We start from the raw sequence: 23,709 nt of genomic DNA, 5'->3' as shown, positions 1-23,709 counted from the left end.
GGTCACTCTCCCAGCAGGCGCAGCGATTCCAGCCAGTCCGCCTTCCAATCGCGCAGCAACGGTTGCGTGGCGAACGCCTTTTTCAAATGCGCCATCGGCACGCGGTGCACATCGTGCAAGCCGAACGCCAGGGTCACCGGATGCCACAAATGGCTGTTCTTGCCGCCGCGCGAATTCTTGCGCACGCGCGCGCCATCGTCGCCAAAGATGCCCACGCCGCTGGCCAGGCCCTGGTCCAGGTCGACCTTGCCCACGCCGGCAAAAGCAGTCAGGATCTGTTCGCGGCCCAGGCCCTTCAAGGCGCTGGGCAAGACCACGGGTGCCTTGTCCGCTGCCGTGTCGGCCGGCGGCGGATGCTGCAGTTCCTTGAGCAAACGCAACAGGTCGCGCTCCTGGAAGTGCAGGCCGTCCAGCGGCACGCGCAAGCCCTGCCCCTTGAGTTCAATGGGGAGATTGCCCGAGTCGCGCGTAAAACGCAGCCAGACATCACCGGCGCCCGCGGCCAGGTGCTGCTTGTCCTCGATGAACACGACGGGTGCCGCATAGCGCGTCACGCCGTCATGGAACAGCTCGGCCCAGGCTGCGCTGTAGTCGAGCCAGATAAACGGCAAGCCGCCCTGCTCGAGCAGGCGCGCCAGGGTCCACGGGGTGCCCGTCTGTTGCGCCAGCCAGGCACAGGCGTCAAGTGCGGTGGCGCGGTACGGCAGGGATAGGGAAGTCATGGCAATTCCGTCGGTCAAAGTGGAGCGCAGTGTAGCAGACGCCGCCATCCGCCCCTGCGGCAGGCGCATCCTGCGCGCCATTCCTGCGCGATGTGCTAGGCTGGATGCATCAGTCCGCGCCAAGACCACCCCGGCCCCATGGCGCACCACCGCGAGGGGAATATCATGCATTCCAGCACCAACGCCGCCACCACGCCCGCCCCGCCACCGGAGCGCGATTCGCCCACGCCGGCCAACGAAGGCCACGCCGAGGAAGCGCTCGATGAAGCGCTGAAGGAAAGTTTTCCGGCCAGCGACCCGATCGCCATTGCCACCCCAAAACCGGTCAGCAAGTCGCCGGCCTGAGTCCCGCCTTTCCTGGCCGGCCAGGCGCGGCCCCGGGTGCACAAGGCCGGTCACCAAGGTCACGCCAGCAATTTGAACACGCGCATGTCCTGCATCATGCTGTCCGCCTGCTCCTGCATGCTGGCCGCTGCCGCCGCCGACTGCTCGACCAGGGCGGCATTCTGCTGGGTCACCGCATCCATCTGACTGATGGCCTGATTCACCTGTTTGATGCCATCGTTTTGTTCCTGGCTGGCGACGGCGATTTCCCCCATGATGCCCGCGACTTGCTGGACAGAGGAGACGATTTGCTTCATCGTGCCGCCCGCTTCATCGGCCAGATTGCTGCCAAGCTCGACTTTTTCGACCGACTCGGCAATCAGCTGCTTGATCTCTTTGGCGGCCGTGGCGGAACGTTGCGCCAGGGCGCGCACCTCCGATGCGACGACAGCAAAACCGCGCCCCAGCTCACCGGCGCGCGCCGCTTCGACAGCCGCGTTCAGGGCCAGAATATTCGTTTGAAACGCGATGCCGTCGATCACGGAAATAATCTCGACGATACGGTTCGAGCTGTCCTTGATGGATACCATGGTCGCGACGACACGTTCGACCACCTGCCCGCCCTGCACCGCTACCGCTGAAGCCGACAAGACCAGTTGATTGGCTTGCTGAGCGCTTTCGGCATTCTGCTGCACATTGCTGGTTAACTGCTGCATCGCCGACGATGTTTGCTCCAGTGCACCGGCCTGAGCCTCGGTTCTGGCCGAGAGGTCCAAATTGCCAGCAGCAATTTCCTGCGAGGCAGTCGAGATGGTTTCAGTACCACCACGCACACGGCCCACCGTATGACGCAGGCTCTCCGTCATGCTTTTCAGAGCACGCATCAATTCGCCCGGCTCGTCGCGATAGTCGGTCGCGATATGGCTGCGCAGGTCACCGGAAGCGACAATGCGGGCAACGTGCACGGCGTCCCGCAGTGGCTTGGTAATACTCTTGCTAATGAGCACAGCCACCCCAATCGCCGTGCCCAGCGAGACCAGCAGTATCGCCAACAGCAAGCTGCCCGCCACCGTGATGCGCGCGCTCGAATCCGCCTCTATCGCCGACGCGCGTTGGCTGGTCATCTCGACCAGTTGCTTGATGGCCTGCAGATGCTGGGCGTAGCTGATCGTCATTTTTTTCATCGCAACGGTGGCGCCGGCCTTGTCCTGTGCCTCTATTGCGGGGATGAACTGTTGCAGTGCAACCGTGTAGAAGGCCAGCGCCGGCGCATGCGCCTTGTTCAGCAGCAGCCCGGCGATATCGGCATCCAGTGTCGCGCCCTTCCAGAATGCATGGCGCTCATCGTAATCACGTTTGAGCGTGTTAAATCGTGCGATTAACTGCGCCTGTTCGGCACGATCCTCGGTCGCCAGCAGCTGAAAACTGACCAGATAGGATTCCAGTATGTACTCCGGCGGTGGCAACACGTCCGCAATCAGATCCTTGCTTTGCACTATTTTCTGATAAACAGGGCCGTTCACTTTCCATTCTTGCAGAGTCTTGAACGACCACAGGCCATAGAGGATGAAACCGACCGAAAAGATCACAATCAGTACAGCCAGACGGTGCGTTAGCTTGAGTCCCCTTATCATGCTCATAATATTTTCCTTGAATTAACTATGCTTGCCTCTGGTTCAGCTACCGAGATGACATTGCTCTCGCATGAGTGAGAGGCGATCATTCGAAGTCAAATTCATTGCCAAATCATCACTCTATATTTGTAGGAAGCAACTTATTTTACAGCTAAATTTTGGCGATTTAAAGTAAATTTAATAAAAATAAATGAAAACAACAAAAATAAAACAAAAATCACAAATTTATTATCAAATGACGTGAAGTGTGCAAGGGCAAGTGTTAGCGAATTTCCGCCTGTGCAGACCGGCCCGATCCGCGGACGTACGTCGCGTCGATGACAATGCAGGGAGCGGGCAATGAAAAAGCCGTGCGTTCGGCAAGGCTCAGTGAAGTTCTGCCGGTACGGCGGCGAATACCGTGTTGGCCGTACAACAAATCTTTCCTCTTTCACGGCATGGCGGGATTTGCTTGACTGAAATCCGCGAAAAACCATAAAAATGCCCCGCCGGGCGGCAATGGCAAAACCATTGCACCGGGCGGGGCAAATCAAATTCAGGCGCGACTAGTTCGGCGTGTCGCGGTACTGCTCGGGCGTCGTGTCGCCATCGGCGACTTCATACCACATCGCATTGAGCACGGCGAACGTCGCCGCCAGCGGAAGACCCAGTATCCAGGCGAAGTACCACATAATTATTTCCTTTCTTCAATTCCAGCTTGATCGTTTTTACTATCAAACTAACGACACCTAACAAAACCGTAGTGAGCGGCAGCGATTTGTGGTCGAGAAGCGCAACCGTACTCCAGTACGGTGAGCATCGCCGGCCGCAAAGGGCGACGCGCAGTAGGTTTAGTTAGGTATTCTCAATAAGCGTGACCGGTGTCGTCTTCGATGGCTTTGCCGTCAACCTTACCCCACAGCACTTTATACACCCACGTCGTGTACGCCACGATGAGGGGAATGAAGACGGCCGTGACGACCAGCATGATGAACAGGGTCATGTGGCTGGACGAGGAATCCCACACCGTCAGGCTGGCGCGCGGATCGATCGACGATGGCAGGATGAACGGGAACATGGCCGCGCCCACGCTGAGGATGATGCCGGCAATGCTGGCCGCGCTGGCCAGCAAGGCGGGTACTTCGCGGCGCGCGCGCAGCAAGGCGAACGCCAGCAAGGGGCCCAGCAAGCCGGCCGCAGGGGCGATCCAGGTCCACGGATGGGCGGCAAAGTTGAGGAACCAGGCGCCCACGTGCACTTGCGCCGTTTTCAGCATCGGGTTCGACGGGCCATCGACGACGACGGCGCTGGTGACGCGGTAGCCATCGACCCACAGCCACAGGGCCGCGCCGGCTGCCGCATACAGCACGACCGTGGCGATTGCCGCCACGCTGCCGTAGCGGCGCGAACGTTCCGCCACCGCACCGTCCGTTTTCACTTGCAGCCAGGTGGCGCCATGCATCACCAGCATGGCCACCGAGACGAGGCCGCACAGCAAGGCGAACGGGTTGAGCAGCGCAAAGAAGCTGCCGTCATAGAAGATATGCATGTCCGGCGAAAAACGGAACGGCACGCCCTGCAGCACATTGCCGATGGCTACGCCGCAGATCAGGGCCGGCACGAAGCCGCCCACGAACAGGGCCGCGTCCCAGCGGGCGCGCCAGCGGGGGTCTTCGCGCTTGCTGCGGAACTTGAACGCCACGGGGCGCACGATCAGCGCCACGAGGATGACGAACATGGCCAGGTAGAAGCCAGAGAACGAGACGGCGTACAGCTGCGGCCAGGCGGCAAAGATGGCGCCGCCGCCGAGGATCAGCCATACCTGGTTGCCTTCCCATACGGGCCCGATGCTGTTGATGATGACGCGGCGCTCGAGGTCCGTCTTGCCGGCGAACGGCAGCAGGATGCCCGTGCCCAGGTCGAAGCCGTCCGTGATGGCAAAGCCCACCAGCAAAATGCCGATCAGCAGCCACCAGATCAGGCGCAGGGTTTCATAGGAAATCATTTCATGCAAAATCATGGTCTGGTCCTCCTCAGGCGCGTTGAGTATGAATGGCTGCGGCCGCTGGCACGGGAGCCCGCGGCGTCTCTTCCGGCCCCTTGCGGATGGCCTTGAGCATGAGCTTCATTTCGATAATCAACAGCACGGTGTAGATGGCGGCAAAGCCGGCGATGGTAATCAGGAGCGTCGACGCCCCCAGGTTGGAGACGGCCACGGCCGTCGGCAGCACGCCTTCGATGACCCACGGCTGGCGGCCCACTTCGGCCACGATCCAGCCCGCCTCGATGGCCACCCACGGCAACGGGATGGCGAACACGGCCAGCTTCAGCAGCCAGCGGTGCTTGTCCAGGGTGCGGCGTGTCGACAGGATGAAGAAGGTGCCGGTCAACAAGATAAAGAACATGCCCAGGCCCACCATCACGCGGAAGGACCAGAACAAGGGCCCCACGGGCGGCACGGTGTCGAGCGCGGCCTGGCGGATCTGCTCGGGCGTGGCCTGGCGCGGATCGTCGACATAGCGTTTCAGCAGCAAGGCATAGCCCATGGACTGGCCTTTCGACTCGAACACGTCCTTCGCCTCTTGCGGCACAGGCGCACCTGGCGCCACGCTGCGGATGGTTTGCAGCGCGTCGTACGCCTTGATGCCATCCTGGATCAGCAGCTCGCCGCGGTCGACCAATTGCTCGATGCCGGGGATTTCCGTCGTCAGCGAACGCGTGCCGATCAAGCCCATCACCATCGGGATATGCACGGCGTAATGCGTTTCACGCGCTTTCGCGTCGGGAAAGCCGATGGCCGTGAAGGCGGCGGGTGCCGGCTCCGTGGTCCACATGGCTTCGATCGCGGCCAGCTTCATTTTCTGGTGTTCGGACGACAGGTAGCCGCTTTCGTCACCGAGCACCACGACTGACAAGGTGGCGGCCAGGCCGAACGAGGCGGCCACCGTCATCGAGCGCTTGGCCAGCTGCACGTGGCGGCCCTTCAGCAGATACCAGGCGGAAATACCCAGCACGAAGATGGCCGCCGCCGTGTAGCCGGCCGACACCGTATGCACGAATTTCGCCTGTGCCACGGGGTTCGTCAGCACGGCGCCGAAATCCGTCACTTCCATGCGCATGGTCTGCGGATTGAAGGCCGCGCCGACGGGATTTTGCATCCAGCCGTTGGCGATCAAAATCCACAGGGCCGAGAAGTTCGAGCCGATGGCCACCAGCCAGGTGGTGACCAGGTGGCCCCGCTTCGACAGCTTGTCCCAGCCGAAGAAAAACAGGCCGACGAAGGTCGCTTCCAGGAAGAAAGCCATCAAGCCCTCGATGGCCAGCGGCGCGCCGAAAATGTCGCCCACATAATGGCTGTAATAGCTCCAGTTCATGCCGAACTGGAATTCCATGACGACGCCCGTCGCCACGCCCATGGCGAAGTTGATGCCGAACAAGACACCCCAGAACTTGGTCATGTCGCGCCAGATGGGGCGGCTCGTCATCACATAGACCGTCTCCATGATGGCGAGGATCACTGACAGCCCTATCGTCAGCGGAACGAATATAAAGTGGTACAGAGCTGTCAGCGCGAACTGCAGTCTGGATAAAGCGACAATATCGAAGTCCATATGATTTCCTTGGTATTTCCCTACTGTGTGTAAACTTGGTATCTATCTGATGCGATTCGATTGGTCCGCCGCCCTCACGCTGGCATACGGACCGCCTGTGTCTCCAGTCTTCCCTTCACTCCTTAATCTGCGCGCAGGCCCGCCAGCGCCGCCTCGAAGGCTGGCGTGCCACGGCGCGCGTCGCCGACGATACGGCCATCGCGCAGGCTGACCAGCCGGTCCGCCAGCGCCGCTTCGCGCCGCAAGTGGGTGGCGATCAGCAAGCTGCGCCCTTCGCTGCGCGCGGCCAGGCGCTGCAGGACATCGATCGCCGTCTGCGCATTGAGCGCTTCCGTCGCCTCGTCCAGCAGCCACAAGGTCGATGCGTGCAGGAACAGCCGCGCCAGCGCCAAGCGGCGCGCCTGGCCGCCCGACAAGCCCAGGCCGCCCTCGCCCAGCATGGTATCGAGGCCGTCCGCGAAGGCCCGCACTTCGTCGTCCAGGCCGGCTGCCTGCAGCGCCGCCCACAGCTGCGCGTCGCTGGCGGACGGGTCGGCCAGGCGCAGGTTGTCGCGCAAGCTGTCCTGGAACAATTCCGTCTTCTGGGTGAACAAACAGGCGCGGCCCGCGTGCACCGTGCCCGACAGCGGCGCCAGCTCGCGCGCGGCGATGGCCAGCAAGGTCGACTTGCCCGCGCCGCTGGGGCCGATCAAGGCCACGCGCTCGCCCTCGCCGATGTGCAGCGATACATCATGCAAGATGGCGACATGGCTGCCCGCATGTGCGGCGCTGACCTGTTCCAGGCGCAAGCCCGGTGCGCTGTCAGCCGGCGGCACTGCGATCTCCTGAGCATCGAGGCGCGGCGCCAGGCGGCGCATGGCCAGCAGCATGCGCCCCGCTTCCAGCGCGCCACGGCGCAGTCCCGCAAACGGTTCCACGGCTGTCAATGCAATCAACAGGGCCAGGGCCGCCAGCGGCACGTTCAGCGCCTGCTGCTGCACCAGCGCGGCCACGGCCAGCAGCACCCCTGCCAGGGTCGCGCTGCCCGCCACGCCATACGCGGCGCCGGCCGCCGTCTCCAGGCGCAGCAGGGCAACATCGGCTTGCGCCAGCGAGCGGTCGATCTCTCCCAGCGCGGCGCACTGGGCGTCGATGCGGCCCGCCATCACCAGGTCCGTCTGGCCCGCCACCAGGTCGATGGTGGCGGAACGCAGTTTTTCGATGGCGCGTGTACGCACGATGGCGGGACGGCGGGCGCCGCGCGCCAGAAGCCAGCTGATGCCGCCGCCGGCGGCCAGCAGCCACGCGGCCAGGCCCAGGCCCAGCTGCCACTGCATCACGCCCAACGCCACGCCGGCCAGCAGGGCCACGCACAGTGCCGTGAAGGCGGGCACCAGCAGGCGCAGATACAGCGATTCGAGCGCGTCGATATCGGCCGTCAGGCGGAACAGCAGCCTGGCGGGCTGGCGCAGCAGGCGGCTGGCCGCTTCCGGACGCGACCAGCCGCGAAACAGCTGCACGCGGATGGCCGCCAGGGCGGCGAACGTGGCGTCGTGCGTGACGAGGCGCTCCGCATAGCGCGAGCCAGTGCGGCCGATAGCCAGCAGGCGGATGCCGGCCGACGGGCCGAACACGTCGAACAGGATGGCCGTCGAGGCATGCAGGCCGGCGATCGAGGTGGCCGTGATGAACCAGCCGGACAAGCCCAGCAAGGCCATGCCGGCCACGGCCGTCAGGGCCGCCAGCACGGCGCCCCCGATCAGCTTGCGGGGCTGGGCCAGCAGCAATTGCCGCAGCACGGGGTGCGATATCAGCGATGTTTTCATGCGCGCGCCTCTGCCTTCTGCGTCTGCGCATGCGCCTGGGCATCAACTTGCACCGTGCGCTGCAGCCGGCCAGCCAGCACGGGGTCGTGCGTGGCGACAAGCATCGTCTTGCCTTTTGCCAGGGCCAGCAAGGCGTCCGTGACGCGCGCCGCCGTTTCGCTGTCCAGGTGGGCCGTCGGCTCATCGACCAGCAGCAAGTCCGCATGCGGATGCAGGGCCACGCGGGCCAAGGCCAGGCGCACGGCTTCACCGCCGGACAAGCCCTGGCCGCCATCGCTGAGCATGACGGCCGGCTGCGCCTGCGCCACGCTGGCCAGGTCGGCCAGGTGCAGCGCCTGCGTCACGTGCGCGGCGTTCGCACCTGCCCGGCCCAGTGTCACGTTCTGGCTGACGGACGCGGCAAACACGTGCGGACGCTGGCCCATCCAGGCCATGCGCTGGCGCACGGTATTGACCGTACCGTCATTCAGGCGCACGCCGCCGATGCGGATGTCGCCGCCGCCGGCGGGCAGCAAGCCGGCCAGCAAGGACAGCAAGGTGGTCTTGCCCGCGCCGCTGGCGCCCAGCAGGGCCACGTGTTCGCCGGCGCGCACGCTCAAGTCCAAGCCGTCGAACACGGGCGCTTCGCCGGGATGGGCAAAGCGCAGTTGATGGATGTCAATGGCGGGCGGCGGCGCCACCGCCATGGCGGCGGCGGAGACGGCGGCAACTTCCGCACCAAAGCCCGGCAAAGGCACGCCCTCGGCGGCCAGATCGTGCAGTCCGGCCAGGCCCGCCTCGCCGGCCGCCTTGTCGTGCCAGACGGCGGCCAGCTCGCGCAGCGGCTCGAAGAACGCGGGCGCCAGCAGCAGGATGAACAAGCCCTGCCCCAACGTCAGTTCGCGGCCCCAGGTGCCGAAATCGAGGCTGCCCAGCAGCGAGAAGCCGATGAAGGCGGCCACCATGGCCACGCCCAGCGCGGAAAACAGTTCCAGCACGGCGGACGACAAAAAGGCGATGCGCAGCACCACCATCGTACGCCGGCGCACGGATTGCGACGAGACGTCCAGCCGCGCGGCCGTGGCATCGACGGCATCGAGCGCGCGCAAGGTGGCCAGGCCGCGCAGGCGGTCCAGCAGAAAGGCGTTCATGCTGCCCATTTCCACCATCTGCGCGCGGCTGGCCGCCTGCGCACCCATGCCCACGAGGGCCATGAAGACGGGAATCAGAGGCGCGGCGATGAGCAGGATCAGCGCGGCGATCCACGACAGCGGCGTCACCACGGCGAGGATCACGAGCGGCACGAGCATGACTTTCCAGCGCGCCGGCTTGTAGCGCACCAGATACGGCACGATGGCTTCGGCCTGCTCGGCAATGACGCTGGCCGCCTGGCCTGACTGGGCGCGCTGGCGGTCCAGCGGCGAACGGCGCGCCAGCGCCTGCGCCACTTGCCCGCGCAAGGTGGACAGGTGCGCGCGCGCGGCCGCATACATGCGCCGCGCGCCCCACGCTTCGCAGCCGGCGCGCAGCATGCCCAGCAGCAGCACGCCGGCGGCCGGCAACAGGGCCGCGCGCCACGGCGCGCCATCGAGCATGGCTTGGACGGCCCAGGCCAGCAAGGCCGCTTGCGGCAGCCACAGCAAGGCGGCGCCGCCTTGCGCCAGACTGGCGGCACGGGGAAGAATAAAGCGGGGCAAGGACAGTGGCGAGGTCGTCATCTTATATTTTTTGAGTTTTCAGAATTTTCTGTAAATTCGATTTTTTGTATAATACTGCGAAACATGACATATATCAATTGACCCTGGCGGTTTGGCGTGAAAAAATTCAGATAATTATGAAAACTCAAAATATCCAAATGACGCCGCTGATCCTGACCTTCGTCAGCCATTTCGGCGAGATGGGCAGCCGCTGGGGCTTTAACCGCACGGTGGGGCAAGTGTACGCCTTGTTGTTTGTCGCGGAGCATCCTTTGCACGCGGATGAAATCGCGGAGCACCTGAGTTTTTCGCGCTCGAACGTGAGCATCGGCCTGAAGGAATTGCAGGGCTGGGGCTTGATCCGCCAGTCGCGCATCCCCGGCGACCGGCGCGAGTATTTTTCCTCGCTGGGCGACGTGTGGCAAATCTTCCGCGTGGTGGCCGCCGAGCGCCGCCGCCGCGAGGTGGCCCCGACCTTGACAGTGCTGCGCGAAGCGCTGCTGGCCCCGGCCACGGAACCCGTGGATCAATATGCGCAGGAGCGCATGCGCGAAATGTATGAACTGGTCGACCTGGCCAACACCTGGTTCGACGACTTGCAGCGCCTGTCGCCCGAATCGATGGCGCAACTGATGAAAATGGGCGCCAAGGTACAAAAGCTGCTCAACGCCAAGGATCGCCTGTTTGGCGTCAGCAACAACAGCGACTGAAGCACCCGCCTCCCCTTTTCCCAAGTCCGAACGCCGCTAGCACAAGCTGGCGCGCCTTGTCACGCTATTTCCTAACGTCATGTTGGCCATCGCTAGCACATCCATACATAGCCGCATGCGATGTTGTCAAGCAAACCAATAGAATTATTAAAATTGTATTAATTTACATCAAGAGTAAGCTTGCATTTGCGTACTCAATACGCGCAGGAAATAGCAGCTAAAAACGGGCAATGGGATGACTTCCCCGGCAGGCAGGGGCGTATCCCTACACGATGTAGCAACTGTCTCAAGCACAAGGGGATTTTCATGAAAAGCATAAAAAGCATTGCCGTCAAGGCATCCATGCTGGCCGCAATGACCGTACTGGCAAGTGCAGCGCAAGCGGCCACCTGGGTCGATGTGGGGCCGGCCAGCGGTTTCGTCATTGCCGGCAGCACCGTCACCTATTCGCCATCACCGGCATTGGAGGTGAAATATTATGACGATAATCTGGTGCCGCAGAGCCCCTCGGACATCCAGGGCTACATCAATGGCGTGTTCGGCAGCAGCCTGGGCGCCGCCGTTTCGTATTGCGACAGCGCCACTTCGGGCTGCACTGCCGGCACCACGGCAGGCCTGAGCGGCGGGGTCAATTCCTATACGAGCGCGGCCGCCTATGACTATCTGGCCATCCACTTCGGCCAGGGCGAACTGGTGTTCCACTGGGCCGCGCCAGTGGCTGCCGGCACCACGTTCACGGTGGAAGGCCTGCCCAAGGATCTGAGCAACTACAGGGCCTTCATTTCCGCCGTGCCGGAACCTGAAACCTATGCCATGCTGCTCGCCGGCCTGGGCCTGCTGGGCTTCCTGGCACGCCGCCGCCAGGGAAAGTAAGCATCACCAGCGGCAGCGGCGCAACGGCGTCCGCTGCCGCCTCCATGCCAGCCGCATCTTTACGCCGCGCTTGCGGCGCCAGGCACGCTTTTTACACCATTTTTAGATCCCTCTCGCTATGCTCGACGGCATCCACTGCTGATCGACGAGGGAGATCTCATGCACGAACAACCGTTTCAGCCACGCGCGCGCAGCGTGATCCGCCAGCACTTGCCCGCGCGGGAACGGCTGCGCCTGGCCCGGCTGTCCAGCAAGAAAATGGGGTCGCTACTATCCGCGCTGCTGTTCGCGGCGCCGCTGTTGTATTTGCTGAGCGTGGTACTGTTTGCGCAGCCGTGACACGGCAGGCAGGCAAAAGATGAAGAGTGATGGCAATGCGACAGGCTGTCGCGTGCATGACCAGCATGAACTGGTCCGCCCAGAGGGAATCGAACCCCCATTCACGGTTTAGAAGACCGTTGTCCTATCCGTTGAACGATGGGCGGAAAGGTGCAGCATTTTAGTCTATGCGCGCCAGCAATGCCAAGGCGTCGCACAATAGAAAACGGGCTGTCATTTCTGACAGCCCGCTTATGACTTTGGTCGGAGTACAAGGATTCGAACCTTGGACCCCCTGGTCCCAAACCAGGTGCGCTACCGGGCTGCGCCACACTCCGAAGACAAGATAATAACGCCCCTGCCCAATTTCGTCAATTGCCCCAGGCGAATTAGATGGAAATAACTATCGCGCCTGCTTGAAGAGGCTTGCTGAAAACGTTCAGGGCAAGGCAGTGCAACGCCGCCTTGGGCGTTTTCAGCTGCCGACCTTGTCGGCGATGCGGCGCGCCATGCTCTCGGCCTTCTCCTTGTCCTTCGCCTCCACCATCACACGGATCAGCGGTTCGGTGCCCGAAGCGCGGATCAGCACGCGGCCCGTGTCGCCCAGTTCGGCCTCGACCAGCTCTTTCTCGGCCACCATGGCGGCATTCTTCTGCCAGTCGAAACCGGGCGCCACGCGCAGATTGATCAGGGTTTGCGGGAACAGCACCAGTTCGGCCAGGCATTGCTGCAGGCTTTGGCCGCTGCGCTTGAGCGCGGACAATACTTGCAGCGCAGAGACGATGCCGTCGCCCGTCGTGTGGCGGTCCAGACACAGCAAATGGCCCGAGCCCTCGCCGCCCAGTATCCAGCCCTTTTCCTTCATGACTTCCAGCACGTAGCGGTCGCCCACCTTGGCGCGCGCAAAGCCGATGCCCTGCTGCTTGAACAGCACTTCCAGCGCCATATTCGTCATCAACGTGCCGACGGCGCCGGCCACGGGACCCGTCGCCAGACGGTCCTTGACCATGACGTACAACAATTCGTCGCCGTTGTACAAGCGGCCCGTGGCGTCGCACATGATCAGGCGGTCGGCGTCGCCGTCAAGGGCGATGCCCAGGTCCGCGCCGTGCTCGACGACGGCTTCGGCCATGGCCTTGGTTGCCGTGGCGCCAAAGCCCGCATTGATGTTGAAGCCATCGGGCTTGTTGCCGATGGCGATGACTTCCGCGCCCAGTTCATGGAAGACGTGCGGCGCGATATGGTAGGCGGCGCCATGCGCGCAATCGACGACGATCTTCAGGCCGCGCAAGTCCAGCTCGTTCGGGAAGGTGCTCTTGCAAAATTCGATGTAGCGGCCCTGGGCATCGTCGAGGCGCTTGGCGCGGCCCAGCTTGTCCGACGCCACGCAAGCCATGGGCTCGTCGAGCGCCGCTTCGATTTCCAGTTCCACGCTGTCGGGCAGCTTGGTGCCCTGGCCGGAAAAGAACTTGATGCCATTGTCGTGATACGGATTGTGCGAGGCGGAAATGACCACACCAGCCGACAGGCGCAGCGCCCGCGTCAGGTAAGCGATCGCCGGCGTCGGCATGGGGCCGGCCAGCATCACGTCCACGCCGGCGGCCGACAGGCCCGCTTCCAGCGCCGCTTCCAGCATGTAGCCGGAAATGCGCGTGTCCTTGCCGATCAGTACCGTCGGGCGCGCCTTGCCGCCCTGCGACTTGGCCAGCACCTTGCCGGCCGCATAGCCGAGGCGCATGACGAAGTCGGGGGTGATCGGAGCGGTGCCCACCAGGCCGCGAATGCCATCGGTGCCAAAATATTTACGCGTCATAAATTTCTCTTTTTGTTGTTTATAATGAATCTTACAGCTTCAATGCGCCATGCGCCAGACCTTCAGGGCATCGACGGTTTCTGCTACATCATGCACACGAATAATTTCCGCGCCTTGCGCTACCGCCGCAAGCGCACCGGCAACACTGCCGGCCAGGCGCTGCTCGACGGGACGTCCCGTCACGGCGCCGATCATCGACTTGCGCGACAGGCCCGCCAGCACAGGCAGGTCCAGCTCGCTGCGCAGCTGGCGCGTGGCGCGCAATAAAGCGTAGTTCTGCTCCACCGTTTTGCCAAAGCCGAAGCCGGGATCGACGCACAGGCGTTCGCGGGCGATGCCGGCGGCCGTCATGGTGTCGATGCGTTCGCGCAGGAAGTCGATGACTTCGCGCACCACGTCGTCGTACTGCGGCTGGGCTTGCATGGTTTCTGGCACGTTTTGCATGTGCATGATGCACAGCGCGCAATCGCTGTCCCGCACGGCCTCGATGGCGCCCGGCGCGCGAAAACCGTTGATGTCGTTGATCATGTCGGCGCCTGCCAGGATGGCTTCGCGCATGACTTCCGGCTTGTACGTGTCGACGGACAAGGGCTTGCCGCAGTCGCGCAAGGCGTACAGCACCGGCATGACGCGCTGCAACTCATCGTGCAGCGGCAGCGGCGGCGCGCCGGGGCGGCTCGATTCGCCGCCGATATCGATGATGTCGGCGCCATCAAGCATCATCTGCTCGGCGCGCGACAGGGCAAATTCCAGGTGCTGGTATTGGCCCGCATCGGAAAACGAGTCGGGCGTGATGTTCAGGATGCCCATCACCAGCGCCTGCGCGCCGGACAGGTTGAAGCCGAAACGGCCGAATTGCAAATAGTGTCGCATGTGAATCTTTGTAGTCGTCAGGAAAAAACTGCTGCTGGAACGAAAAAGGGCAAGGATTGCTCCTTACCCTCGTTCTTGCCATCCCCTTGCGTGCCGCCCGTCAGGGCCGCACTAATCAGGCTGGTGCCGTCACGTTTGGCGAGATGCCGCCCGTGCCGCTGTCGCCCGCATTGCGGCGTGGCGGAATGACTTTCGGTGGACGCGGCTCCAGGCCGGCCATGATGTCATTGATTTGCTCTGCATCAATGGTTTCCCATTCCAGCAACGCTTTCGTCATCATTTCGACCTTGTCGCGGTTGCCTTCCAGCAAGGTGCGCGCCAAAGCATATTGCTTGTCGAGAATGTTGCGGATTTCAGCATCGACCTTTTGCTGGGTCGCTTCCGAGATCGTCTTGGTGGCGCCACCGAAGAAACCTTCGTTTTCGCTGTCTTCGTAGACCATCACGCCCATGCTGTCGGACATGCCGAAGCGGGTCACCATGGAACGGGCCAGCTTGGTGGCGCGCGAGAAGTCGTTCGACGCGCCGGTGGACATCTGCCCCACGAAAATCTCTTCGGCAATACGGCCGCCGAACAGGATGGAAATTTCTTCCAGCATCTTGTCCTTGTAGGCGGACAAGTTGTCGTGCTCCGGCAGCTGCCAGGTCAGGCCCAGGGCCCAGCCGCGCGGCATGATCGTCACTTTATGCACGGGATCGGCTTTCGGCAGCAACTTGGCGACGACGGCGTGACCGGACTCATGGTAAGCCGTATTGCGACGCTCTTCCTCGCGGATGATCATCGATTTACGCTCGGGACCCATGTAGATCTTGTCTTTCGCATCTTCAAAGTCAGCCATTTCCACCAGGCGCTTGCTGCGGCGGGCGGCGAACAAGGCTGCTTCGTTGACCAGGTTGGCCAGGTCGGCGCCCGAGAAACCGGGGGTGCCGCGGGCCAGGATATCGGCTTTCACGTCAGTACCGATAGGCACTTTCCGCATATGCACGTTCAAGATCTGTTCGCGGCCGCGGATATCGGGCAAGCCGACGGACACCTGGCGGTCGAAGCGGCCCGGACGCAGCAAGGCTTTGTCGAGCACGTCGGCGCGGTTGGTGGCGGCCACGACGATGACGCCGGAGTTCGCTTCAAAACCGTCCATCTCGACCAGCAACTGGTTCAGGGTCTGTTCGCGCTCGTCATTGCCGCCGCCCATGCCGGCACCGCGGTGACGACCGACAGCGTCGATCTCATCGATGAAGATGATGCACGGCGAATGCTTTTTCGCGTTTTCGAACATGTCGCGCACGCGGCTGGCACCCACGCCGACGAACATTTCCACGAAGTCGGAACCGGAAATCGAGAAGAACGGCACCTTGGCTTCGCCGGCGATGGCGCGCGCCAGCAGGGTTTTACCCGTGCCAGGAGGACCGACCATCAGCACGCCGCGGGGAATGCGGCCGCCCAGTTTCTGGAATTTGCTCGGATCCTTGAGGAAGTCGACCACTTCGTTGACTTCTTCTTTCGCTTCGTCGCAACCGGCGACATCGGCGAAGGTGACGGTGTTGCTGGCTTCATCCATCATGCGTGCCTTCGACTTGCCGAACGAGAATGCCCCACCCTTGCCGCCGCCTTGCATCTGACGCATGAAGAAGACCCAGACGCCGATCAACAGCAGCATGGGGAACCAGGAAACAAAAATAGTTTGCAGGAAAGACGCTTCCTCAGGCGGACGCACATCGAAATGCACGCCATTGTCGCGCAAGTCGCCGATCAGGCCCTTGTCGAGGCTGGTGGCAGTGGTACGCACCTTGGTGTCGTCCATCAGCTTGGCGGTGATCGACGAACCTTCGATCACGACATCCTTGACGCGCTTGGCTTTGACTTCATCCAGCAAATCGGAATAAGCGATGGCCTTGCTGCCGCCTGTGGCGCCATGACTGTCGAATTGCTTGAACAGCATGAACAACAGCAGCAATACGACTACCCAGATGGCAGATTTGGAAAACATGTTATTCACGAAGACTCCTTGGATGCAGTGCGCATCTCTTTACCTATAGCTAGAAACACGATTTTACTCGCAATAAGCGGGCCGTGCCAAAGCCCGCCGATCCGTGCGCGCGAAAAAACCGCGTTCACGCAAAAAAATGCAGTATAAACAATTTAGGCTTTTATGCCATCAGACGCTACTGCACTTCTCGTTCCCATGTGCGGATTCCCTCTTAAATATCAAGGGCGGGATCATCTTCTTCTACGGCATTTTTCAGCGGATTCTTGATTCCACGGCCCATCAGGAAGATTTCCGACGATTTATCGCGGCTGGCCTTCGGCTTTTTCTGTACCACGACCTTGAATTCAGCGCGGAATTTCTCCACGATCTGGCTGAAACCCATGTCTTTAAAGCATTTCACCAGCAATACGCCAGACGGCTTCAGGTGCAATTGCGAAAATTCGATGGCCAGGTCGATCAGATGTTCCATGCGCGCGGCATCCGCCGTGGCAATGCCCGACAGGTTGGGCGCCATGTCCGACAGCACCAGATCGACCTTGCGGCCTTGCAACACCACTTCCAGCTGGCGCAATACGCGCGCTTCGCGGAAGTCGCCCTGGATGAAGTGGAAATCGGCGATCGGCTCCATTTCCAGCATGTCCAGGCCAATCAGGGTACCATTGACCCCGCCGCCATCCTTGCCGGCCAGCTTGCGCCGCGTGTACTGGGCCCAGCTGCCGGGAGTACAACCAAGGTCGACAATCACCTGGCCAGGTTTGATCAGTTTCTCGTCTTCATCGATTTCTTTGAGCTTGTATGCTGCCCGGGCGCGGTAGCCCTCTTTTTGCGCCAACTTCACATAAGGATCATTTATGTGGTCGTGCAACCAGTTTTTGTTTAATTTCTTCTTTGCCATTCGCGTAGAATACTGCTTTTAAGGGAATTACTAAATATTATTATGCTAAAACTTACACCCGTAGAGCGCAGCGCACTGCGCGCCGAAGCACACGCGCTGAAGCCTATCGTCATCATTGGCGAAGCGGGCTTGACACCTGCTGTCCTCAAAGAGATCGACCTTGGCCTGGATTCGCACGGCCTGATTAAAGTCCGCGTGTTCGGCGACGACCGCGAAGCCCGCGTCGGAATGTACGATACGATTTGCGGCAATCTCGGCGCCGCCCCGGTACAACATATTGGCAAACTGCTGGTAATCTACCGTCCGAAAAAAGAAGTGGTTAAGGAGAAGGTCAGCGCCGGCAAAGGCATGCGCGAAGTGACCATCGTCAAGGCCAGCGCCAGCGGCACCAAGCGCCCCAGCGTGACGAAAGTCATGATCAAGGGCAATGAGCGCGTTACCGAAGGCGGTTCCATCAAGCGTGCCAAGCCACGTCAGAAAAGCGCCAAGAAAAGCGCACTGGGCAGCAAGTAAGCCTGTTCACCCGGCCACCGCGAGGCGGCCGGGCTTGAAACAAGAAGCGGAGCACGGGATATCCCCTGCTCCGCTTTTTTATTGCAATTGCGCTTGTCGGATTACACGGCGCCAAGGCGCCGCTAATCCGACCTACGATATCGACCATCAGTCATGTAGGTCGGATTAGCGCGCAGCGCGTAATCCGACAAACACCAGCGATTACTGCTGCTTCCAGATCAGCACGCCCGCCAGCAGGCTTTGCACGGCAAAGATCAGGGTCGACACGCCATGCAGCATACCGAAGCGGCTGCGCATGGCCTCGTCCATAATGCCCGACGGCGCTTGCGCCTTGAGTTCGGCCATCAGCGGCGAAATGCCGAAATGGCTGAGCAGCGCGCACACCAGCATGGACAGCACCAGCGCGCCCAGCAGGCGGCGGCGTTTCAGTTCCAGCGCACCTGGCGCCCATTGCAGCAAGGCCAGCAGTACCAGCGCGCAGGCGATGGACAGCCAGGCCTCGGCGCGGAACATGCTGCCGGCGATATTGCCGGCCAGCACGCGGTCGCTCAGGGTGCCGAACAGGGTAGGCGCCACGATGAAGCCGATGGTCCACAGGCTGCCCGCCCACAGGGTGGCAACGAGGAGGCGCACGCGGCCCAGCATCAGATGTACAGTACTTCCAGGATTTCGTATTCGCGCGGGCCGGACGGCGCCTGCACTTCCACCACGTCGCCGGCGTACTTGCCGATCAGCGCGCGGGCGATCGGGGACGTCACGGAAACCTTGTTCATTTTCAGGTCGGCTTCATCAAGGCCCACGATCTGGTACGTGACTTTCTGGCCCGATTCCAGGTCCTCCAGGTTCACGGTCGAGGCAAACACCACGCGGCCTTCCGCGTCGAGCGCGGTCGGGTCGATGATTTGCGCTGCGCCCAGCTTGCCTTCGAGCTCGGCGATGCGGCCTTCGACGAAGGCCTGGCGTTCCTTGGCGGCATCGTACTCGGCGTTTTCCGACAGATCTCCGTGCGAACGCGCTTCGGCGATCGCATCGATGACGATGCGGCGTTCCTTGGTCTTCAAATGATGCAGCTCTTCCTTCAGGAGTTCTGCGCCGTATTTGGTCAATGGGACTGAGGTCATGTTATCTCTACTATCTGCTAGTTATCGGCGCCGTTGTCCGTGTTTTGCCACGGTTAACGGACTTACCAAGTGAAAACCACAGAGGCCGCGCGCTGCTCTGCACGGAACTCTGTGGTTGATAAGCATGCAGTGTACCGCCTAACGGCGGCCACTGCAAATGACACGCGGACTATGCTTGCTGCAGGGTCTTGTGCAGGCCTTGCAAATCGTACACACGCAACTCATCCAGATGGCGGATGCCTTCGACGGCCGCTTCCGCGCCCGCGATGGTCGTGTAGGTCGTCACGCGCGAGGCCAGGGCCGACGTGCGGATGGCCCGCGAATCGACGATGGCGCTGCGCTTTTCTTCCACGGTGTTAATCACCAGCACGATTTCATGGTTCTTGATCATGTCGACCACGTGCGGACGGCCTTCGATCACCTTGTTCACTGGCGTGACGGCGATGCCGGCAGCAGCGATCACGGCGGCGGTGCCCTTGGTGGCGACCACGGTGAAACCGGACTCGACCAGGTCGCGCGCCACTTGCACGGCGCGCGGCTTGTCCGACGCTTTCACGCTGATGAAAACCTTGCCCGATTTTGGCAGGTTGACGCCGGCGCCCAGTTGCGATTTCACAAACGCTTCGCCGAAGGTCAGGCCCACGCCCATGACTTCGCCCGTCGATTTCATTTCAGGGCCGAGGATGGTGTCCACGCCCGGGAACTTGACGAACGGGAACACGGCTTCCTTGACGCTGAAATATGGCGGCACGACTTCCTGCGTGATGCCTTGCGACGCCAGCGACTGGCCGACCATGCAGCGCGCGGCGATCTTCGCCAGTTGCAGACCCGTGGCTTTCGAGACGAAAGGCACGGTGCGCGACGCGCGTGGATTGACTTCCAGCACGAAGACGACATCTTTCATTGCGCCATCGATCTCCTGTTTCTGGATAGCAAATTGCACGTTCATCAGGCCGACCACGTTCAAACCCTTGGCCATCAGCGCCGTCTGGCGTTTCAGTTCTTCAATGGTTTCCGGTGCCAGCGAGTATGGCGGCAAGGAGCAAGCCGAGTCGCCCGAGTGGACGCCAGCCTGTTCGATGTGTTCCATCACGCCGCCGATGAAGGTCGTTTCGCCGTCGGAGATGCAATCGACGTCGCACTCGATGGCGTCGTTCAGGAAGCGGTCCAGCAGCACCGGCGAATCGTGCGAGACCTTGACGGCTTCGCGCATGTAGCGCTCGAGGTCGCGTTGCTCGTGGACGATTTCCATGGCGCGACCGCCCAGCACGTACGATGGACGCACCACCAGCGGGTAGCCGATTTCCTGCGCCAGCGCCAGAGCGTCGGCTTCCGTGCGCGCGGTGCGGTTAGGCGGCTGGCGCAGTTCCAGCTTGTGCAGCATCTGCTGGAAACGCTCGCGGTCTTCGGCCGCATCGATCATGTCGGGCGAGGTGCCGATGATCGGCACGCCATTCGCTTCCAGGTCCAGCGCCAGTTTCAGTGGCGTCTGGCCGCCGTACTGCACGATCACGCCCACCGGCTTTTCGATGGCGACGATTTCCAGCACGTCTTCCAGCGTCAGCGATTCAAAGTACAGGCGGTCCGAGGTATCGTAGTCGGTCGAAACCGTTTCTGGGTTGCAATTGACCATGATGGTTTCGTAGCCGTCTTCGCGCATGGCGAGGGCCGCGTGGACGCAGCAATAGTCAAACTCGATACCCTGGCCGATACGGTTCGGGCCACCGCCCAGCACCATGATCTTTTTCTTGTCGGTCGGATTCGATTCGCACTCTTCGTCGTACGTGGAATACATGTACGCCGTGTCGGTCGAGAATTCCGCCGCGCACGTGTCGACGCGCTTGTAGACGGGACGGATGTTCAGCGCATGGCGCTGCTGGCGCACGGCCGTGTCGGTCGTCTGCAACAGGAAACCCAGGCGGCGGTCCGAGAAGCCCTTCTGTTTCAACTTGTACAGGGTGTTCTTGTCCAGGTTTTCCAGCTTCTGCGTATCGAGCCACAGTTCCAGGTCGACGATTTCCTTGATCTGGATCAGGAACCATGGGTCGATCTTGGTCAGCTGGTGCACTTCTTCCAGAGTAAAACCCTGGGCAAACGCGTCGCCCACATACCAGATGCGCTCAGGACCAGGCTCGCCCAGTTCTTCTTCGATCTTTTCGCGGTCCTTGGTCTTTTCGTTCATGCCGTCCACGCCCACTTCCAGGCCGCGCAAGGCTTTCTGGAACGATTCCTGGAAGGTACGGCCGATGGCCATCACTTCTCCGACGGATTTCATCTGCGTCGTCAGGTGGTGGTCGGCGGTCGGGAATTTCTCGAACGTGAAACGGGGAATCTTGGTGACGACGTAATCGATCGACGGTTCGAACGATGCCGGCGTGGCGCCGCCCGTGATTTCATTGCGCAGCTCGTCCAGGGTGAAACCCACGGCCAGCTTGGCGGCGATCTTGGCGATCGGGAAACCCGTCGCTTTCGATGCCAGGGCCGACGAACGCGATACGCGCGGGTTCATCTCGATGACGATCATGCGGCCATCGACAGGATTGATCGAGAATTGCACGTTCGAGCCGCCCGTGTCGACGCCGATCTCGCGCAGCACTGCCAGACTGGCATTGCGCATGATCTGGTATTCCTTGTCCGTCAGCGTTTGCGCAGGAGCGACGGTAATCGAGTCGCCCGTGTGCACGCCCATCGGGTCGAGGTTTTCGATCGAGCAGATGATGATGCAGTTGTCCGCCTTGTCGCGCACCACTTCCATCTCGTACTCTTTCCAGCCCAGCAACGATTCTTCGATCAGCAGCTCTTTCGTCGGCGATGCTTCCAGGCCGCGCTTGCAGATGGTTTCGAATTCTTCTTCGTTGTAGGCGATGCCGCCGCCGGAACCGCCCATGGTGAACGATGGACGGATGATGGTCGGGAAGCCCAGGGTGCGCTGCACGGCCCACGATTCTTCCATCGAGTGCGCCACGCCGGAACGGGCCGAACCGAGGCCGATCTTGGTCATCGCATCCTTGAACTTGGAGCGGTCTTCGGCCTTGTCGATGGCTTCCGGCGACGCGCCGATCAGCTCGACGTTGTATTTTGCCAGCACGCCATTGTTGAACAGGTCCAGCGCGCAGTTCAGCGCCGTCTGGCCGCCCATCGTCGGCAGGATCGCGTCAGGACGCTCCTTGGCGATGATGCGCTCGACAACCGACCAGGTGATCGGTTCGATGTAGGTCACGTCGGCCATTTCCGGGTCCGTCATGATGGTCGCGGGATTGCTGTTGACCAGGATGACTTTGTAGCCCTCTTCGCGCAGGGCCTTGCACGCTTGCGCGCCGGAATAATCGAATTCGCAGGCCTGGCCGATCACGATCGGGCCAGCGCCAATAATCAGAATACTTTTGATATCTAAACGTTTAGGCATTTTTCTTTTTCTCCTCCGCAGCCATCAAGTTGATGAAGCGGTCAAACAGGTAAGCAACATCCATCGGGCCCGGCGACGCTTCAGGGTGGCCCTGGAAGCAGAAGGCCGGCTTGTCCGTGCGGGCAAAGCCTTGCAGGGAGCCGTCGAACAGCGATTCATGGGTCACGCGGCAATTCGCGGGCAAGGTTGCCGCGTCGACTGCGAAACCGTGGTTTTGCGAGGTAATCAAGACCTGTTTCGTTTCCAGGTCTTGCACCGGGTGGTTGGCGCCGTGGTGGCCGAACTTCATCTTCAAGGTTTTCGCGCCGGAAGCGAGCGCCATGATCTGGTGGCCGAGGCAGATGCCGAAGGTCGGGATACCCTTCTCGATCAACTCGCGGGTCGCCGCGATGGCGTAGTCGCACGGTTCCGGATCGCCGGGACCGTTCGACAGGAAGATGCCGTCCGGATTCAGCGCCAGGGCATCGGCCGCCGTCGCTTGCGCGGGCAGCACGGTGACTTTGCAGCCGCGCGCCGTCAGCATGCGCAGGATGTTGCGCTTGACGCCGTAGTCGAAGGCGACCACGTGGTATTTCGCGTCCGCGTCGGCCAGCTGGCCATAGCCTTCGCCCAGGGTCCATTCCGTTTCGCGGTATTCATACGGCGCCTTGGCCGAGACGACCTTGGCCAGGTCCATGCCGGCCAGGCCGGGGAAGGAGCGGGCCAGTTCCAGCGCTTGGGCGCTAGATGGCTCGTTGCCTTGCGTACCGACGAGGATGGCGCCGCCCTGCGCACCTTTTTCACGCAGGATGCGCGTGAGCTTGCGTGTATCGATGCCGGCGATGGCGACGATATTTTCAGCTTTCAGGTAATCGGACAGGGAGAGCGTGGAACGGAAATTGGATGCCAGCAATGGCAGATCGCGGATGATGAGGCCAGCGGCGTGTACCTTGGAAGACTCGACGTCTTCGGGATTGACGCCCGTATTGCCGATATGCGGATAGGTCAGGGTGACCATCTGGCGGCAATAGCTTGGGTCGGTAAGGATTTCCTGATACCCGGTCATCGAGGTGTTGAAAACAACCTCGCCCGTGGTATGACCGGCGGCACCGATCGAAAAACCTTTAAAGATCGTTCCATCAGCAAGCGCTAATATGGCTGGAACGGCAGGGCCAGAAAAAAATGGCGGCAAGGGCAACTCCTGATAAAGTTACCGTAGCTGCGCCACGTCAGACCGACCGCCTAGATACCCGAGCCAGATGCACTCAGGGTGTTTCAACGGTCATTTTGAATGAGGGGATGGGTAGTCGCTACGGTATATGTGTGATTGGCTAAACCTTTGAATTATAACCAAAAGGAAGCTTTTCCACAAGGAAGAAAATTCAGAAAGCCCGGCATTTTTTTGCGCAGCAACATAAATCCTGCGCCCCAAGAAAAAAGCCGCCCGGCTTGCGCGGAGCGGCTAGTTCT

The 23,709-nt window shown here is 61.5% G+C and carries 20 protein-coding genes and 2 tRNA genes; 5 read left to right on the top strand and 17 right to left on the bottom strand.

Annotated elements, in window-relative coordinates:
- Positions 1–2: 2 nt before the first annotated feature.
- Positions 3–722, bottom strand: coding sequence for a hypothetical protein (locus AC1Q6X_RS24850; RefSeq protein WP_492498704.1), 720 nt, complete (start codon positions 720–722; stop codon positions 3–5).
- A gap of 165 nt (positions 723–887) precedes the next feature.
- On the opposite strand from AC1Q6X_RS24850, the gene AC1Q6X_RS24845 reads away from it, so the two are divergent.
- The gene (locus AC1Q6X_RS24845; RefSeq protein WP_492498703.1) at positions 888–1,067 is read left to right on the top strand and encodes a hypothetical protein; all 180 of its coding nucleotides are present in this window, start codon (positions 888–890) and stop codon (positions 1,065–1,067) included.
- Between the two features lie 59 nt (positions 1,068–1,126).
- Here AC1Q6X_RS24845 and AC1Q6X_RS24840 read toward each other — a convergent pair whose 3' ends face one another.
- The 6 genes from AC1Q6X_RS24840 to cydD all read right to left on the bottom strand — a co-directional run bounded on the left by AC1Q6X_RS24840 (position 1,127) and on the right by cydD (position 9,772).
- A complete protein-coding gene (locus tag AC1Q6X_RS24840; protein ID WP_492498702.1) occupies positions 1,127–2,686 on the bottom strand; it encodes a methyl-accepting chemotaxis protein in 1,560 nt (519 codons plus the stop codon).
- 539 nt (positions 2,687–3,225) lie between these two features.
- Positions 3,226–3,351, bottom strand: coding sequence for a cytochrome bd-I oxidase subunit CydX (gene cydX, locus AC1Q6X_RS24835; RefSeq protein ID WP_070222085.1), 126 nt, complete (start codon positions 3,349–3,351; stop codon positions 3,226–3,228).
- Positions 3,352–3,524: 173 nt separating this feature from the next.
- The gene (gene cydB, locus AC1Q6X_RS24830) at positions 3,525–4,679 is read right to left on the bottom strand and encodes a cytochrome d ubiquinol oxidase subunit II (RefSeq protein ID WP_230505440.1); all 1,155 of its coding nucleotides are present in this window, start codon (positions 4,677–4,679) and stop codon (positions 3,525–3,527) included.
- Between the two features lie 13 nt (positions 4,680–4,692).
- Positions 4,693–6,270, bottom strand: a complete 1,578-nt coding sequence (locus tag AC1Q6X_RS24825) for a cytochrome ubiquinol oxidase subunit I (RefSeq protein ID WP_492498701.1) — start codon at positions 6,268–6,270, stop codon at positions 4,693–4,695.
- Between the two features lie 122 nt (positions 6,271–6,392).
- Positions 6,393–8,075 carry an amino acid ABC transporter ATP-binding/permease protein gene (locus tag AC1Q6X_RS24820; protein WP_492498700.1) on the bottom strand — a complete coding sequence of 561 codons (1,683 nt, stop codon included), beginning with the start codon at positions 8,073–8,075 and terminating at the stop codon, positions 6,393–6,395.
- Positions 8,072–9,772, bottom strand: a complete 1,701-nt coding sequence (cydD, locus tag AC1Q6X_RS24815; RefSeq protein WP_492498699.1) for a thiol reductant ABC exporter subunit CydD — start codon at positions 9,770–9,772, stop codon at positions 8,072–8,074. Before cydD ends, AC1Q6X_RS24820 begins: the two co-directional genes overlap by 4 nt.
- A 137-nt stretch (positions 9,773–9,909) precedes the next feature.
- On the opposite strand from cydD, the gene AC1Q6X_RS24810 reads away from it, so the two are divergent.
- The 3 genes from AC1Q6X_RS24810 to AC1Q6X_RS24800 all read left to right on the top strand — a co-directional run bounded on the left by AC1Q6X_RS24810 (position 9,910) and on the right by AC1Q6X_RS24800 (position 11,673).
- The gene (locus AC1Q6X_RS24810) at positions 9,910–10,461 is read left to right on the top strand and encodes a GbsR/MarR family transcriptional regulator (RefSeq protein WP_175444744.1); all 552 of its coding nucleotides are present in this window, start codon (positions 9,910–9,912) and stop codon (positions 10,459–10,461) included.
- A 306-nt stretch (positions 10,462–10,767) separates the two neighbouring features.
- A complete protein-coding gene (locus AC1Q6X_RS24805; RefSeq protein ID WP_070300314.1) occupies positions 10,768–11,334 on the top strand; it encodes a PEP-CTERM sorting domain-containing protein in 567 nt (188 codons plus the stop codon).
- Positions 11,335–11,493: 159 nt separating this feature from the next.
- The gene (locus tag AC1Q6X_RS24800; protein ID WP_492498698.1) at positions 11,494–11,673 is read left to right on the top strand and encodes a hypothetical protein; all 180 of its coding nucleotides are present in this window, start codon (positions 11,494–11,496) and stop codon (positions 11,671–11,673) included.
- Between the two features lie 71 nt (positions 11,674–11,744).
- Here the strand turns inward: AC1Q6X_RS24800 and AC1Q6X_RS24795 are convergent.
- The 6 genes from AC1Q6X_RS24795 to AC1Q6X_RS24770 all read right to left on the bottom strand — a co-directional run bounded on the left by AC1Q6X_RS24795 (position 11,745) and on the right by AC1Q6X_RS24770 (position 17,220).
- Positions 11,745–11,819: transfer RNA gene (locus AC1Q6X_RS24795), tRNA-Arg, on the bottom strand.
- Between the two features lie 94 nt (positions 11,820–11,913).
- Positions 11,914–11,990, bottom strand: a tRNA-Pro gene (locus tag AC1Q6X_RS24790).
- Positions 11,991–12,127: 137 nt separating this feature from the next.
- Positions 12,128–13,465 (bottom strand): phosphoglucosamine mutase, encoded by a 1,338-nt coding sequence (glmM, locus tag AC1Q6X_RS24785; protein WP_230505427.1) that lies wholly within the window; start codon positions 13,463–13,465, stop codon positions 12,128–12,130.
- A 39-nt stretch (positions 13,466–13,504) separates the two neighbouring features.
- Positions 13,505–14,338, bottom strand: coding sequence for a dihydropteroate synthase (gene folP / locus AC1Q6X_RS24780; RefSeq protein ID WP_230505425.1), 834 nt, complete (start codon positions 14,336–14,338; stop codon positions 13,505–13,507).
- Between the two features lie 115 nt (positions 14,339–14,453).
- Positions 14,454–16,334: an ATP-dependent zinc metalloprotease FtsH gene (gene ftsH / locus AC1Q6X_RS24775; RefSeq protein ID WP_035817778.1), complete on the bottom strand. Its 1,881-nt coding sequence runs from the start codon at positions 16,332–16,334 to the stop codon at positions 14,454–14,456.
- Between the two features lie 202 nt (positions 16,335–16,536).
- On the bottom strand, positions 16,537–17,220 hold the full coding sequence (locus AC1Q6X_RS24770) for an RlmE family RNA methyltransferase (protein ID WP_070219517.1): 684 nt from the start codon (positions 17,218–17,220) through the stop codon (positions 16,537–16,539).
- A gap of 42 nt (positions 17,221–17,262) precedes the next feature.
- Between AC1Q6X_RS24770 and AC1Q6X_RS24765 the strand changes: the two genes are divergently transcribed.
- On the top strand, positions 17,263–17,733 hold the full coding sequence (locus AC1Q6X_RS24765) for a YhbY family RNA-binding protein (RefSeq protein ID WP_010397237.1): 471 nt from the start codon (positions 17,263–17,265) through the stop codon (positions 17,731–17,733).
- 201 nt (positions 17,734–17,934) lie between these two features.
- On the opposite strand, the gene AC1Q6X_RS24760 is transcribed toward AC1Q6X_RS24765, so the two are convergent.
- The 4 genes from AC1Q6X_RS24760 to carA form a co-directional block, all read right to left on the bottom strand.
- Positions 17,935–18,378, bottom strand: coding sequence for a DUF4149 domain-containing protein (locus AC1Q6X_RS24760; RefSeq protein WP_492498696.1), 444 nt, complete (start codon positions 18,376–18,378; stop codon positions 17,935–17,937).
- A complete protein-coding gene (gene greA / locus AC1Q6X_RS24755; protein WP_034757428.1) occupies positions 18,378–18,854 on the bottom strand; it encodes a transcription elongation factor GreA in 477 nt (158 codons plus the stop codon). Before greA ends, AC1Q6X_RS24760 begins: the two co-directional genes overlap by 1 nt.
- A gap of 169 nt (positions 18,855–19,023) precedes the next feature.
- A complete protein-coding gene (gene carB, locus AC1Q6X_RS24750; RefSeq protein ID WP_492498694.1) occupies positions 19,024–22,260 on the bottom strand; it encodes a carbamoyl-phosphate synthase large subunit in 3,237 nt (1,078 codons plus the stop codon).
- Positions 22,253–23,431, bottom strand: a complete 1,179-nt coding sequence (carA, locus tag AC1Q6X_RS24745; RefSeq protein WP_070219520.1) for a glutamine-hydrolyzing carbamoyl-phosphate synthase small subunit — start codon at positions 23,429–23,431, stop codon at positions 22,253–22,255. The genes carB and carA overlap by 8 nt, the downstream gene beginning before the upstream one ends.
- Between the last annotated feature and the right edge of the window lie 278 nt (positions 23,432–23,709).

The sequence above is a fragment of the Janthinobacterium sp. GW823-FHT06H09 genome (assembly GCF_058794735.1).
Note: the sequence above shows the minus strand (reverse complement) of the source record. Positions and strands in the feature narration are given on the sequence as shown.